This window comes from Pseudomonas sp. P1_F7 (genome assembly GCF_056405655.1).
Map to the genome: position 1 here is coordinate 130,721 of NZ_JBFUBR010000003.1, position 14,735 is coordinate 145,455.

A 14,735-nucleotide genomic window follows, 5' to 3' on the forward strand; every position below is an offset into this window, starting at 1 on the left:
TGGCCCAGGTTGGCAAACTACGTCGTATTAAGTGCGTCGTGACTAAGTGGAGGTGGGTGGCAAATTCACCGTAGCCCTGTAGGGGCGGGTAACAAAAAAGTTCAGTCATGTGGGTGACCCTTTCAGGGGCAGATACTTGTTCCTGGTTTCTCGTTCATCCAGCCATCCGCTAAAAGTTGGACCGAAGTAAACACTCTGTACTCCACACGGCTACGTGTCCTGGCCCGATTAGGAGCAGTTCCCTGCTGACTTTTTGGGCTTGCCGGAGTCATCGCGATGGGCAAATCGAATAGCTGGTCATGTCGTTATGAGGATTCGATATTTGCGCGGATTGCTATTTGGTCCTATTTGTTATTAGGGGTAAATGCTTAATTCTATAAAGTTGTAAGGTGAAGTAGTTCCAAGGCATAAAGACGGGCGTGTGCTTAGCTAGAAAGTCGTGAGAGCGTCGGAGTTTTGTCTTTCTGCAGAGTCAGGCGGGGACGGGCTTCAGTCTTGCTATTAGAGTATTTGCAAGATGGATCTTGAAGTTTGATTTTTGGCCATGCTGTGATGAACAGTGGTGGCGCAATCACAGCGTCGAAAACATCATTGGGTTAGGGGGTGCAATCAGGGCGCCTCAAAATGGATTTTGGTTACTTTTCGGGCGGGAGTGTGTGGCATGAATTCATTGTCTGCAGTACTGCAATCGAGATGGGTCGGATTCTATAGCGGAGTTTTCCTGGCGGGGGTGTGGGCTATTTTTGCCTATGTTCATCTGGTTCAATTTCAAGAAACGCATCAACTGACTCTGCTTTTGTTCTGTCTCTCTGAGACGCTGACAGCAGTTTTGTACATTTTTCGAAGCGAGCCAAAGACGGTTTCGCTCATTCCGGTCGACTGGTTGATGGCGGTAGGTGGGACTTTTGCCCCGTTAATGTTCCGGCCGGAGGCTTGGGGGGTGCTCCCGTGGGCAAGTTTTCTGATAGTTGTGGGGACGGTCATTCAGGTGCTGGGTGTAATTTCTCTAAATCGCAGCTTTGCACTCGTTGCAGCAAAGCGGGTTATCAAGACTGCGTGGATGTATCGCGTGGTGCGTCACCCGATCTATGCTAGTTACTGTCTGACGTTTACGGGCTATGTATTGGCAAATACATCGCTGGCGAATATAACTATCTATGCAGTAACTATCGGTTTTCTGATCGCGCGAATATTTCGAGAGGAAGCGCATCTTTCTCTTGATCCATTATATCGAGAGTATATGCAGGGTGTTCGTTATCGGCTTGTTCCATTCATATTTTAGTTTCCGGGTGTTGGCTAGCACGCTTACATGGTCGTTTGGTCAGGAGCCGTCGCAGCGGTGACATTGTGTGCCGGGGTGTGGCTGGTGGGGTTACCACCTTAACGCCACGCGAGTGTTCTCTCGCGCTATCTTTCTGAAAACAGACTTTCGCTAGCTGCCAGGATCTTGTCCGGGGCGGTTTTTCGTCGTTTCCGATTTGTCGACGACCGCAGGCTCGCCACCGATATACAGCCGAACAATCGCATCGATCTCCCCGGACATTTTCATCTGCACCAGGGTGCGCAGAATGCGCTGCACGGGCAATTTCGGGTCATTGCGCACGTAGCAGCCGACATTCTGCTCCTGCAGCACCGCCACGCTGTGCAACTGTTGGTCCGGCAGCAGGCGCTGATTGAACCAGTCCAGGCTCCATTGATTGCTGACGGCATAGCGGTTGCGGCCGGCGAGGAGCTTTTCCAGCACCAGTTCCTGATTGCGTGCGTCGTCGCGATACAGTTGATCGGTGTCAAACAGCGGTTGCAGGTTCGGGTAGCTGTAGCCCAGCACGGTGCCGATGGACTGGTGTGACAAATCCGCCGGATTCACAGCGGTGGGGCGCGCATTCTGTGTGATCAACAGGTCGGGCTGGGTAAAGAGCGGGTTGCTCCAGAGGTAGTCGCCCGACTGATGGGGCAGCCACGCTTGCGCGGCATAACAGCGGACATCGACCTCGCGTTGCTCCATGGCGTTTTGCACCCGCGCGCGGGGCAATACATGGAATTCGGCCGGTACGCCGACCTGAGTCGCGAGGCTGAGCATCACGTCATACAGGATGCCCTGGGTTGGTTTGCCCTGTTCAAGTTGCACCATGGGCATGGTCCAGCTATCGGGTATCACGAAGCGTAGCGGCGCTTGCGCGGCCACACTGTCCAGGCTGATCAACAGCAATGCCCCCAAGGCCAGCCGCATAAACACTCCGTTAAATGTCCCCGATGGGCAGCTTGGCCAGAATACACGAGCGCACCGGATGCAATTTGTGCCTTGCTCCGCTAGCATTAGCCGCTTCTGCTTCCTTCGCTGCGACGGTTTTCGATGAGTTATCAGGTTCTTGCACGTAAATGGCGTCCGCGCTCGTTCCGCGAAATGGTCGGCCAGACCCATGTGCTCAAGGCTCTGATCAATGCCTTGGACAGCCAGCGGCTGCACCACGCCTACCTCTTTACCGGTACCCGGGGGGTCGGCAAGACCACCATCGCGCGGATCATTGCCAAATGCCTGAACTGTGAAACAGGTATCACTTCGACCCCCTGTGGCGAATGCTCGGTGTGCCGCGAGATCGACGAAGGCCGCTTTGTCGACTTGATCGAGATCGACGCCGCGAGCCGCACCAAGGTCGAAGACACCCGCGAGTTGCTCGACAACGTGCAGTACGCCCCGAGCCGCGGGCGCTTCAAGGTCTACCTGATCGACGAAGTGCACATGCTCTCCAGTCATTCCTTCAACGCGCTGCTCAAAACCCTCGAGGAGCCACCACCCTACGTCAAGTTCATCCTGGCCACCACCGACCCGCAGAAACTTCCTGCAACGATTCTGTCGCGGTGCCTGCAGTTCTCCCTGAAGAACATGACGCCGGAACGCGTGGTCGAGCACTTGACCCACGTGCTGGGTGTCGAGAACGTGCCGTTCGAGGACGATGCGCTGTGGTTGCTGGGCCGCGCTGCCGACGGGTCGATGCGTGACGCGATGAGCCTGACCGATCAGGCGATTGCCTTCGGTGAAGGCAAGGTCATGGCCGCCGACGTGCGGGCGATGCTCGGGACCCTCGATCACGGGCAGGTCTACGACGTCCTGCATGCCCTGATCGAAGGCGATGCCAAGGCGTTGCTCGAAGCCGTCCGCCACCTGGCCGAACAAGGCCCGGACTGGAACGGCGTGCTTTCGGAAATTCTCAATGTGCTGCACCGCGTCGCCATCGCCCAGGCCTTGCCGGAAGGTGTCGACAACGGTCACGGCGACCGTGATCGCGTGCTGGCACTGGCCCAGGCGTTGCCGGCCGAAGATGTGCAGTTCTACTACCAGATGGGCCTGATCGGCCGCCGCGACTTGCCGCTGGCGCCGGATCCCCGGGGCGGTTTTGAAATGGTGTTGCTGCGGATGCTGGCGTTCCGGCCCGCAGACACCGCGGATGCCCCGAGGCAACCGCTAAAGCCAGTGGGGATCAGCCAGGCCACAGTTGATTCCGCAAACTCAGTGGCTGCCGCGCCGGTTGTTGCGCCGGTAGTCGCTGCGCCAGTGGCGGCTCCAGCGCCAGCGCCAGCACCGGAACCGGTTGCGCCGGTCGCTGTGCCAGAGCCTGCGCCTGTGGTTGAAGCGGTCGTGGTCGAAGAGGTTGTCGACCTGCCGTGGAATGACCCGGTCGAGCCGGCGCCCGTTCAGCAACCGGCAACGGAGCCGATGCTGGAAACCGCCAGCGAACAACCCGAATTACCGCCGATGCCGTTGCCGGCGCCGGACAGCGTGGTGCCGGACGCCCCGGAGTGGGCCGCCGCGCCGATCCCGGAACCTTCGGTGGCCGACGTCGATGCCGCGACGCCGGGCATGGACCTGGATGACGAGCCGCCGCTGGACGAGGATTACATCGAGCCGGACATGGATTCGGCCTACAGTTACCTCGACGAACTGGCCAGCGAGCATGCCGCCGACCCGGCTCCGGAGCCCGAGCCTGAGCCCGCGGCGATGCCGGCCACCGGTCTGGCCCTGCAATGGCTGGAGCTGTTCCCGAAATTGCCGATCTCCGGCATGACCGGCAGCATCGCCGCCAACTGCACGCTGATCGCGGTGGATGGCGACAATTGGCTGATGCACCTGGACCCGGCCCACAGTGCCTTGTTCAACGCCACTCAACAGCGTCGCCTCAACGATGCGCTGAACCAGTATCACCAGCGCACGCTGACCCTGAGCATCGAGCTGATCAAGCCCGAGCAGGAAACCCCGGCACAAGCGGCTTCGCGCCGCCGCGCCAACCGTCAGCGCGAGGCGGAGGAATCGATCCACGGTGATCCGTTCATCCAGCAAATGATGCAGCAGTTCGGTGCGGTGGTCCGTAACGATACTATTGAACCTGTCGACGCCCTGGTCACTCAGGGCTAATAACTGAAGGCACCCGGCCGCATGGGCCGGGCGCTGTTTTAATCCAAGTACTTTTGAGGTGATTACCATGATGAAAGGTGGCATGGCCGGCCTGATGAAGCAGGCGCAGCAGATGCAGGAAAAAATGGCCAAGATGCAGGAAGAGCTGGCCAACGCCGAAGTCACCGGTAAGGCCGGTGGCGATATGGTCACCGTGGTGATGACCGGTCGTCATGACGTAAAGAGCGTGACCATCGACCCAAGCCTGGTCGAAGGCATGAGCGAAGACGACAAGGAAATGCTGGAAGCGGTCATCGCATCCGCGGTCAACGATGCCGTGCGCAAGATCGAAGCCAACAGCCAGGACAAAATGGGCAGCATGACTGCCGGCATGCAACTGCCGCCGGGCATGAAACTGCCATTCTGATTCGCCTTCAGGCGGCAGATGAGTTACAAAAATGCCAGGCATAGCGCCTGGCATTTTTGTTTCTGGCTGATAGATATGTTTGGCTGACATGCCGCCATCGCGGGCAAGCCCGCTCCCACAGGTTTTGCGAACGCCGCGAATCTTGTGGGAGCAACTGTCTTCACCATGCCACTCATCACCGCCATACCGCCACAAAGGTCTGCTCCCTATATCACCGAACCCCATCGATCACAGGAGACGCTGCCATGTCCGACCCCATGACCCTCAATCAACGCATTGTCCTGGCTTCTCGCCCGGTGGGCGCGCCAACGCCGGAAAACTTCCGCCTGGAGCGGGTGGCGCTGCCGGACCTGACCGACGGTCAGGTGCTGCTCAAGACCATTTTCCTGTCGCTGGATCCCTACATGCGCGGGCGCATGAGTGACGCACCGTCCTACGCGGCACCGGTGGAAATCGGCGAAGTCATGACCGGGGGCGCGGTCAGCCGGGTCGAGCGTTCGCTCAATCCGAAGTTTCAGGAAGGTGATCTGGTGGTCGGTGCCACCGGTTGGCAAAGCCACAGCATCAATGACGGTCGCAGCATCATTCCGATTCCCGCGCTGCCAAGCCCTTCGATGGCCCTTGGGGTACTGGGTATGCCGGGCATGACCGCGTACATGGGCCTGATGGACATCGGCCAGCCAAAGGCTGGCGAGACCCTGGTGGTTGCAGCGGCGTCCGGCGCGGTGGGTTCGGTGGTCGGCCAGGTAGCGAAGATCAAAGGCCTGCACGTGGTCGGTGTGGCGGGTGGTGCGAACAAGTGCCGCTATGTCGTCGAAGAGTTGGGCTTCGATGCCTGCATCGACCACAGGAGCCCGGACTTTGCCGATGAACTGGCCAAGGCCTGTGGCAAGGGAATCGACATCTACTACGAGAACGTCGGCGGCAAGGTATTCGACGCCGTAGTGCCGTTGCTCAATCCGAAGGCACGAATTCCACTCTGCGGCCTGATTGCCTCCTACAACGCCTATGAAGCGCCGAGTGGACCGGATCGCCTGCCACTGTTGCAGCGCACCCTGTTGACCAAACGGGTGCGCATCCAGGGCTTCATCGTGTTCGATGACTATGGTGATCGCCAGCCGGAATTCCTCAGTGCCATGGCGCCCTGGGTACGCGATGGCAAGGTGAAGTTTCGCGAAGACGTGGTCGATGGCCTGGAACAGGCGCCTGATGCGTTCATCGGCATGCTGGAAGGGCGCAACTTCGGCAAATTAGTGGTTCGGGTTTCTCGTGACTGAGTAATTGACGCTGCAATTTGACGCTAAACCGAGGCGCGGGTATAAACCGCGTCTCGTTGTTTTGTCGGACTTTTCCACCATGAGCTTCAGCCCTTTGATTCGCCAACTGATCGACGCCCTGCGAATTTTGCCTGGCGTGGGTCAGAAAACCGCCCAGCGCATGGCATTGCAGTTGCTCGAACGTGACCGCAGCGGCGGCTCGCGACTGGCGCTGGCCCTGAGCCAGGCCATGGAGGGGGTCGGTCACTGCCGCTTGTGCCGTACGCTGACGGAAGATGATCTCTGCCCGCAATGCGCCGATACCCGTCGCGACGACACCTTGCTTTGCGTGGTGGAAGGCCCGATGGACGTCTATGCAGTGGAGCAGACCGGTTTCCGCGGGCGCTATTTCGTGCTCAAGGGGCATCTGTCGCCGCTCGACGGCCTGGGGCCGGAAGCCATCGGCATTCCGCAATTGATGGCGCGGATCGAAGAGGCGGGTACCTTCGCTGAAGTCATCCTGGCCACCAACCCGACCGTGGAAGGTGAAGCCACAGCGCACTACATCGCCCAATTGCTCAGCAGCAAAGGCCTGGTCGCCTCGCGCATCGCCCACGGCGTACCGCTGGGTGGTGAGCTGGAGCTGGTGGATGGCGGGACGCTGGCGCATTCGTTTGCCGGGCGTAAGCCGATCATTCTGTAATTTGTGTTGTTCGGGCTGACGCCATCGCGAGCAAGCTCGCTCCCACAGGGGTTCTGCGGTGCACACAAAACCAATGTGGGAGCGAGCTTGCTCGCGATAAGGGCACCTCGGTCTACCTGACTTACACAATCCTGTTGAAAACCAAGCAAGCGCTCGGTTAACTTCACTGACCCCTTCAGTGGAGCTCGCCGATGTCTGCCTTTCAGGAATACTTCGACCCCAGCCACCAATTGGTCCGTGACAGCGTCAGACGTTTCGTCGAACGCGAGATCCTTCCTGATATCGAGCAGTGGGAAGAAGCCGAAAGCTTTCCTCGCGAGCTCTATCTCAAGGCCGGCGCGGCGGGGATTCTCGGCATCGGTTACCCCGAAGCTTACGGAGGCAGCCACGAAGGGGATCTGTTCGCCAAGGTTGCCGCCAGTGAAGAGTTGATGCGCTGCGGCTCAGGCGGGCTGGTTGCCGGCCTGGGGTCGCTGGATATCGGCTTGCCGCCCATTCTCAAGTGGGCCCGGCCCGAAGTGCGTGATCGTGTGCTGCCCCAGGTGCTGTCGGGAGAGAAGATCAGCGCCCTGGCCATTACCGAGCCCGGCGGTGGCTCCGACGTCGCCAACCTGCAAACCCGTGCCGTGCGCGACGGTGATTTCTACCGGGTCAGTGGCAGCAAGACCTTTATCACCAGCGGCGTGCGCGCGGATTTCTATACCGTCGCGGTGCGAACGGGCGAGCCGGGTTTCGCGGGCATCAGCCTGTTACTGATCGAGAAGGGCACGCCCGGTTTCACCGTAGGACGGCAGCTGAAGAAAATGGGCTGGTGGGCGTCAGACACCGCTGAACTGTTCTTCGCTGATTGCCGGGTACCCGTAGGAAATTTGATCGGCGCCGAGAACATGGGCTTTGCCTGCATCATGGGCAATTTCCAGAGCGAACGCCTGGCCCTGGCGTTGATGGCCAACATGACCGCACAACTGGCGCTGGAGGAGAGCCTGAAATGGGCGCGCCAGCGCGAAGCCTTTGGCAAGCCGATCGGCAAGTTTCAGGTGATCAAGCATCGCCTCGCCGAGATGGCGACCGCGCTGGAAGTGTCCCGGGAGTTCACCTACCGCCAGGCTGCGAAAATGGCGGCGGGGCAGAGCGTGATCAAGGAAATTTCCATGGCCAAGAATTTTGCGACGGATACGGCAGACCGGATCGTCAACGATGCGGTGCAGATACTCGGTGGGTTGGGTTATATGCGCGAGAGTCTGGTGGAGCGGCTGTACCGCGACAACCGGATCCTGTCGATTGGCGGCGGGACGCGGGAAGTGATGAACGAAATCATCAGCAAGCAGATGGGGCTTTGAACCGATCTTGAATTTAGTGGTGTTGCCGCTGACGCCATCGCGAGCAAGCTCGCTCCCACAGGTTACAGGGTGAAACTGCAATCTTTGGCTTCACACAAATCCTGTGGGAGCGGGCTTGCCCGCGATGGCGTCAGGACAGGCGCAACTTATTTATCGGTCAGAGCAAACTGCGTCAGGCAGAACGTAGGAATACCCATGTCTTCCAGGCGCTGCGAACCGCCCAGTTCCGGCAGATCGATAATCGCCGCCGCTTCATGCACCCGCGCGCCCATGCGATGGATCAGGTTGGCAGCGGCAATCAGGGTTCCACCGGTGGCGATCAGGTCATCGAACATCACCACCGAATCCCCCTCGCACAGGCTGTCGGCGTGCACTTCCAGGAAGGCTTCGCCGTATTCGGTCGCATAGCCCTCGGCCAACACTTCAGCCGGCAGTTTGCCTTGCTTGCGGAACAGCACCAGCGGCTTGTTCAACTGATAGGCCAGTACCGAACCGATCAGGAAGCCACGGGCGTCCATCGCGCCGATGTGGGTGAAGTCAGCCTCGACGTAACGGTGGGCGAAGCTGTCCATCACCAGGCGCAGGGCCGTGGGCGACTGGAACAGCGGGGTGATGTCGCGAAAGATCACACCCGGTTTCGGGAAGTCGATGACAGGGCGGATGAGGGATTTGATGTCGAAGGAGTCGAAGACCATCGTCGTGGTGTCCTGGCAGGGCTGCAAACAACAAAGTATAACGGCGGCTGAACCGTTTCGCTCAGCCGCAACGTTTTGTTTCAGCCTTCCAGCGAGCCACCGGCCAGGGCGCAAAGCTGGATCGGGTCGATAATCCGTATTTCCTTGCCTTCTGCCGCGATCAGTTCGTTTTGCTGGAAGCGCGTGAAGACGCGGGAAACGGTTTCCACCGCCAGGCCCAGGTAGTTGCCGATTTCGTTGCGCGACATGCTCAGGCGGAACTGGTTGGCGGAAAAACCCCGGGCACGGAAACGTGCCGAGAGGTTGACCAGGAACGTGGCGATGCGTTCGTCGGCGGTCTTTTTCGACAACAGCAGCATCATCTGCTGATCGTCACGGATTTCGCGGCTCATCACGCGCATCAGCTGACGGCGCAACTGCGGCAGTTGCAGGGCCAGTTCGTCGAGGCGTTCGAAAGGGATTTCACACACCGAGGTGGTTTCCAGGGCTTGTGCCGACACCGGGTGCTTTTCGGTGTCCATGCCCGACAGGCCCACCAGTTCGCTGGGCAGGTGGAAACCGGTGAGCTGTTCTTCACCGGTGTCGCTCAGGCTGAAGGTCTTGAGGGCGCCAGAACGGACTGCGTAGACAGAATCGAAGGTATCGCCCTGGCGAAACAGAAATTCGCCTTTTTTCAGCGGCCGGCCGCGTTTGACGATTTCGTCCAGCGCGTCCATGTCTTCCAGATTCAGCGAAAGTGGCAGGCAAAGAGGGGCCAGGCTGCAATCCTTGCAATGGGCTTGATTATGAGCGCGCAGTTTTACTGGCTCGGACATTTCTTCAATCCTTGTGGGAATTCACACATAAGACGTAAGGGTAACTCACCATAGGAGATCGAGGCCAGTCTGGGGCGCTTGCTTGCAGAATTAGATTACCCGTGAAAAGCGCTGGCGACTGTGTTGTTCCAGGTACGCGTCGAACACCATGCACACCGAGCGCACCAGCAGCCGCCCGGCGGGCAGGATAGTGATTCTGTCGCGATCGAGTTCGATCAGCCCGTCTTTGGCCATGTCTTGCAACTGGGGCCAGAGATCGCCGAAGTAGCCCTGGAAATCGATGTTGAAGGCCTGTTCGATATCGGAAAATTCCAGGTTGAAATTGCAGATCAATTGCTGGATGACCGCGCGCCGCAGCCGGTCATCGGCGTTGCACAGCAGGCCGCGGCTGGTGGCCAGTTGCATTGATGCAAGGACGTTCTGGTACTCGGTCAGGTCGCTGCTGTTCTGGCAGTACAGGTCGCCGATCTGGCTGATTGCCGACACGCCGAGGCCGATCAAATCGCAATGACCGTGGGTGGTGTAGCCCTGGAAATTGCGTTGCAGGGTCGATTCTTCCTGGGCAATCGCCAGTTCATCGTCGGGCAGGGCGAAGTGGTCCATGCCGATGTAGCGGTAGCCGGCGCTGATCAGTTGCTCGATGGTGCGCTGCAGCATTTCCAGTTTCTGAGCAGGCGTCGGCAGTTCGTTGCTGTTGATGCGCCGCTGCGGCATGAAGCGTTCCGGCAGGTGGGCGTAGTTGAACACCGATAACCTGTCCGGTTGCAGGTTGATGACCTCTTCGACGGTGCGGGCGAAGTTCTCCGGCGTTTGTCTCGGCAGGCCGTAGATCAGGTCGATATTGATCGAGCGAAACTGCAAGGTGCGGGCGGCATCGATCACCGCGCGGGTTTCTTCCAGGCTTTGCAGGCGATTGACCGCGCGCTGGACCGCCGGGTCGAGGTCTTGCAGGCCGATGCTGACCCGATTGAAGCCCAGTTCGCGCAGCAGGCCCATGGTCGACCAATCGGCCTCACGGGGGTCGATCTCGATGCCGTAGTCGCCCGAATCGTCGTCCAGCAAATTGAAGTGTTTGCGCAAATGCGCCATCAACTGGCGCAGTTCGTCGTGGCTGAGAAAGGTCGGCGTGCCGCCACCGAAGTGCAGTTGCTCGACTTTCTGCGTGGGGTCGAGGTGGCAGGCGATCAACTGGATTTCCTGTTCCAGGCGCTGCAAATACGGCTGCGCCCGCCCGCGATCCTTGGTGATGACCTTGTTGCAGGCGCAGTAATAGCAAATGTTCGCGCAGAACGGCACGTGCACGTACAGCGACAACGGGCGTTGGGCCTTGCGACTGTCGCGCAGGGCATGAAACAGGTCGAAGGTGCCGACCTGGCTATTGAATTGCACGGCGGTCGGATACGAGGTGTAGCGTGGTCCCGCCAGGTCATAACGGCGGATCAGATCGGTGTCCCAACGAATGGCGTCGAGCATCATGCGGGCATTCCCCGGATAGGCTGGCAGTGTCAGCCACTTTATGCGGGGGAGGGGCGGGGCATCTTGATTTGCATCAAGGTCAGAATCTTTGTCGTTTGTGAGGGCCTCATCGCGAGCAAGCTCGCTCCCACAGGTTTTGTGTACACAGCGACTCCCCTGTGGGAGCGAGCTTGCTCGCGATGGGCGCGCCGCCGGTTTAATGCCCCATGAGCCAATGCTGATGCGGTCCCGGCAGTGTCCAGATACCAAACAACATCACCAGCATCCCGCCCGCCATCCGTACGCTGCGTTTGCGCAACAGTGCGGTGATGCGCTCGGCGGCAAGGCCTGTCGCCAGCAGCACCGGCCAGGTGCCGAGCCCGAACGCGAGCATCAACAATGCGCTGTCCAGCGCGTTGCCCTGGCTGGCCGACCATAGCAAGGTGCTGTAAACCAGGCCGCAGGGCAGCCAGCCCCAGAGCGCGCCCAACAGCAGCGCACGCGGCACGCTCGATACCGGCAGCAACCGGTTGGCGACTGGCTGGATGTGCCGCCACAAGCCTCGGCCGAGGCTTTCGATACGGGTCAGGCCGCTCCACCAGCCGGCCAGGTACAGGCCCATGGCAATCAGCAGCAATCCGGCGAGGATACGCAGGAACATCGCCGCCGGGCTGCTGGCCACGGCCCATCCGGCGAGGCCGATCAGCAGTCCGGCGCAGGCATAGCTCAGAATCCGTCCCAGGTTGTAGGCCAGCAACAGGCGAAAGCGGCGGCTGCGTTGTTCCTTGGGGATCGCCAGGGTCAACGCGCCCATCAAGCCGCCGCACATGCCCAGGCAATGGCCGCCGCCGAGCAAGCCGAGGATCACCGCAGACACCAGCAGGGGCGCCAATTCAAGCATGGGGTGGGGCCTTGTCTTGCGGTTTGGCCGGTTGGCCGCTGGCCTCATCGACAGCAGCGGTGTGGTTCGGGTCCTGGTCGTCGAACAGGATGCTGTGAGCCGGGCCGTCGAGGTCGTCGTACTGACCGCTGTCCACCGCCCAGAAGAAGATATAGACGGCGATGGCCACGATCAGCAGCGCAGCGGGAATCATCACGTAAAGAGCTGGCATCTGGACTCCATGCCCACGCGGCTCAGGCCGGCAGCGGGCGGGTTTCTGGCGAGGTGCTGGCGGCGGGCGCGCTCGGCATGCGAGTCAGGCGCAGCGCGTTCAACACCACGGTCAACGAACTGATCGACATGCCCACCGCCGCCCAGACCGGAGTGATCCAGCCGAGGGCGGCGAAGGGCAACATGAGGCCATTGTACAGCCCCGCCCACAGCAGGTTCTCGATAATGACCCGGCGGGTACGTCGCGCCAGGCTGAAGGCTTGCACCAGCGCGTCAAGGCGGTTGGATAACAACACGGCGTCGGCACTGGTTTTCGCCAGGTCGGTGGCCGAGCCCATGGCGACGCTGATATCCGCAGCCGCCAGCACCGGCACGTCATTGACCCCGTCCCCCAGCATCAACACCTTGCGACCTTCTTTATGCAGCTGTTGCAGGACCTGCAGTTTATCGTCCGGACGCAACCCGCCACGGGCTTCATCGATGCCCAGTTCCGCCGCCACGCTGGCGACCATCGGCGAGCTATCGCCAGACAACAACAACGTGCGCCAGCCACGCGCCCTGCACGCGGCCAGCAGCGCGGGCGCGTCGGCGCGCAAGCGATCATCGAGGACGAACCAGGCCAGCGGTCCCTGGTTGTCGCCGAGCAGCAGCCATTGGCCGGCTTCCTCAGGCATCGACGGCACCACGGCGCCGCTGAGTTCGCAGACGAAACGCGGTTGGCCGATGCGCAGGCGTCGCCCTTCAACCAGCCCCTCCAGGCCAAGGCCCGGTGTGCTGTGGACTTCTTCGGCAGCCATCGGCGCGCGTCCGAAAGCACGGGCGATCGGATGTTCGGAGCGATTTTCCAGGGCCGCGGCGAGGCTCAGGCATTGATCACTGTCGAGCGCGCCGAGGGGGCGGATCGAGCGCAGCGCCAGGCGTCCTTCGGTGAGGGTGCCGGTCTTGTCGAAAATCACCGTGTCGATCTGGTTCAGTCCTTCCAGGACATGGCCGCGGGTCAGCAACAGACCGAGTTTATGCAGTGTGCCGGTGGCAGCGGTGAGGGCGGTCGGCGTCGCCAGCGACAGGGCGCACGGGCAGGTCGCCACGAGCATCGCCAGCACAATCCAGAAGGCTCGCGAGGCATCCAGTTGCCACCACAGCAGCCCAATCACGGCGGCAGCGATCAGCGACAACAGCAGGAACCATTGCGCGGCGCGGTCGGCGATTTCCGCCAGGCGCGGCTTTTCGGCCTGGGCACGATCGAGCAGGCGAACAATGGCCGAAAGGCGAGTGTCCTGGCCCAGGGCCTGAACCTCGACGGTCAGCGCGCCTTCGACGTTCATTGTGCCGGCGGTGACCGCGTCGCCGAGGGTGCGTGGTTGCGGCAGGTATTCGCCGGTCAGCAGCGATTCGTCGACACTCGACTGACCGTCGAGGATCTTGCCGTCAGCCGGGAGAATGGCGCCCGGATGAACCAGCACCTGATCGCCAATGCGCAGTTCACTGAGCAAAATGCGTTCGCTCTGGCCGTCAGGCATTAATCGCAGGCACGAGGCGGGCAATAGATTCACCAGCTGCGCGGTGGCGGCGGCGGTGCGCTCGCGGGCGCGCCGCTCCAGATAACGCCCGGCCAGCAGGAACAGGGCAAACATACCGACGGCATCGAAATACAGTTCGCCGACTCCGGTGATCGAAGTCCAGATCCCGGCAACGTAGGCACTGCCGATGGCCAGCGACACGGAAACGTCCATGGTCAGGTGGCGGGTGCGCAAATCGCGCATGGCGCCTTTGAAGAACGGCGCGCAGCTGTAGAACACAATCGGGGTGGTGAGGAACAGGGCGACCCAGCGCAGGATGGTGTGCAGTTCGGGGCTGAGGTCGATGTTGAATTCAGGCCAGGTGGCCATGGTTGCCATCATCGCCTGGAACCACAGCAACCCGGCCACGCCGAGCTGGCGCAGGGCCAGGCGGTTTTCGCTGGCCAGTTGTTCGCTGGCGCGGTCGGCCTGATACGGGTGTGCGGCGTAACCGATGTGACGCAGTTCGCTGAGGACCTGGCTCAGGGGTAATTGCGCATCGGCCCAGCGTACGTGCAGGCGATGGTTGGACAGGTTCAGGCGCGCTTCAGCCACCGCCGGCAAGGTGCGCAGGTGTTTTTCGATCAGCCAGCCGCAGGCGGCGCAGCTGATGCCTTCCATCAATAGTGTGGTTTCGGCGAGTTCGCCTTCGTGGCGAACGAAGGGTTGCTGCACATCGGCACGGTCGTACAGCGCCAGTTCATCCACCAGTTGCACCGGCAGCGCTTCGGGGTTGGCCGAGGCTTCGCTGCGGTGCTGGTAATAGCTTTCCAGACCGCCAGCCACAATGGCCTCGGCCACGGCCTGGCAACCCGGGCAGCAGAATTCGCGGGTTTGCCCCAGGACCGCCGCGGTGAAGCGGCTGCCGGCCGGGACGGGCAGGGCGCAGTGGTAGCAGGGGAGTGGGGTGGTGGTCATGGAGTATTCACTGGTACTGCTGAATCTCTAGCGTCTGATAGGGCCTCATCGCGAGCAAGCTCGCTC

At 60.8% G+C, this 14,735-nt stretch carries 13 protein-coding genes; 6 read left to right on the forward strand and 7 right to left on the reverse strand.

Going from position 1 to position 14,735, the window contains the following annotated elements; genetic code table 11:
• Positions 1 to 661: 661 nt before the first annotated feature.
• Positions 662 to 1,282, forward strand: a complete 621-nt coding sequence (locus tag AC1D1M_RS04640) for a methyltransferase family protein (protein WP_477774740.1) — start codon at positions 662 to 664, stop codon at positions 1,280 to 1,282.
• Between the two features lie 150 nt (positions 1,283 to 1,432).
• Here AC1D1M_RS04640 and AC1D1M_RS04645 read toward each other — a convergent pair whose 3' ends face one another.
• Complete coding sequence (locus tag AC1D1M_RS04645) at positions 1,433 to 2,230, reverse strand: substrate-binding periplasmic protein (RefSeq protein ID WP_154910003.1); 798 nt, start codon at positions 2,228 to 2,230, stop codon at positions 1,433 to 1,435.
• A gap of 123 nt (positions 2,231 to 2,353) precedes the next feature.
• On the opposite strand from AC1D1M_RS04645, the gene dnaX reads away from it, so the two are divergent.
• The 5 genes from dnaX to AC1D1M_RS04670 all read left to right on the forward strand — a co-directional run bounded on the left by dnaX (position 2,354) and on the right by AC1D1M_RS04670 (position 8,116).
• Complete coding sequence (dnaX, locus tag AC1D1M_RS04650; protein ID WP_477774741.1) at positions 2,354 to 4,411, forward strand: DNA polymerase III subunit gamma/tau; 2,058 nt, start codon at positions 2,354 to 2,356, stop codon at positions 4,409 to 4,411.
• Positions 4,412 to 4,478: 67 nt separating this feature from the next.
• Positions 4,479 to 4,817, forward strand: coding sequence for a YbaB/EbfC family nucleoid-associated protein (locus tag AC1D1M_RS04655; protein ID WP_007971455.1), 339 nt, complete (start codon positions 4,479 to 4,481; stop codon positions 4,815 to 4,817).
• A gap of 245 nt (positions 4,818 to 5,062) precedes the next feature.
• A complete protein-coding gene (locus AC1D1M_RS04660) occupies positions 5,063 to 6,094 on the forward strand; it encodes an NADP-dependent oxidoreductase (RefSeq protein WP_154910005.1) in 1,032 nt (343 codons plus the stop codon).
• Positions 6,095 to 6,173: 79 nt separating this feature from the next.
• Positions 6,174 to 6,776, forward strand: coding sequence for a recombination mediator RecR (gene recR, locus AC1D1M_RS04665; protein ID WP_477774742.1), 603 nt, complete (start codon positions 6,174 to 6,176; stop codon positions 6,774 to 6,776).
• A 191-nt stretch (positions 6,777 to 6,967) separates the two neighbouring features.
• Entirely contained in the window at positions 6,968 to 8,116 is a 1,149-nt protein-coding gene (locus AC1D1M_RS04670) for an acyl-CoA dehydrogenase family protein (protein WP_154910007.1), read from the forward strand.
• Positions 8,117 to 8,262: 146 nt separating this feature from the next.
• Here the strand turns inward: AC1D1M_RS04670 and AC1D1M_RS04675 are convergent, their stop codons facing one another.
• The 6 genes from AC1D1M_RS04675 to AC1D1M_RS04700 form a co-directional block, all read right to left on the reverse strand.
• Positions 8,263 to 8,811, reverse strand: a complete 549-nt coding sequence (locus AC1D1M_RS04675; protein WP_154910008.1) for an adenine phosphoribosyltransferase — start codon at positions 8,809 to 8,811, stop codon at positions 8,263 to 8,265.
• 80 nt (positions 8,812 to 8,891) lie between these two features.
• Entirely contained in the window at positions 8,892 to 9,626 is a 735-nt protein-coding gene (gene fnr / locus AC1D1M_RS04680; protein ID WP_046041331.1) for a fumarate/nitrate reduction transcriptional regulator Fnr, read from the reverse strand.
• 90 nt (positions 9,627 to 9,716) lie between these two features.
• The gene (gene hemN / locus AC1D1M_RS04685) at positions 9,717 to 11,099 is read right to left on the reverse strand and encodes an oxygen-independent coproporphyrinogen III oxidase (RefSeq protein ID WP_477774942.1); all 1,383 of its coding nucleotides are present in this window, start codon (positions 11,097 to 11,099) and stop codon (positions 9,717 to 9,719) included.
• A 199-nt stretch (positions 11,100 to 11,298) separates the two neighbouring features.
• Positions 11,299 to 11,982 carry a sulfite exporter TauE/SafE family protein gene (locus AC1D1M_RS04690; RefSeq protein WP_154910009.1) on the reverse strand — a complete coding sequence of 228 codons (684 nt, stop codon included), beginning with the start codon at positions 11,980 to 11,982 and terminating at the stop codon, positions 11,299 to 11,301.
• Positions 11,975 to 12,193 (reverse strand): cbb3-type cytochrome oxidase assembly protein CcoS, encoded by a 219-nt coding sequence (gene ccoS / locus AC1D1M_RS04695; RefSeq protein WP_007971444.1) that lies wholly within the window; start codon positions 12,191 to 12,193, stop codon positions 11,975 to 11,977. The genes AC1D1M_RS04690 and ccoS overlap by 8 nt, the downstream gene beginning before the upstream one ends.
• A gap of 22 nt (positions 12,194 to 12,215) precedes the next feature.
• The gene (locus tag AC1D1M_RS04700) at positions 12,216 to 14,669 is read right to left on the reverse strand and encodes a heavy metal translocating P-type ATPase (RefSeq protein ID WP_477774743.1); all 2,454 of its coding nucleotides are present in this window, start codon (positions 14,667 to 14,669) and stop codon (positions 12,216 to 12,218) included.
• Between the last annotated feature and the right edge of the window lie 66 nt (positions 14,670 to 14,735).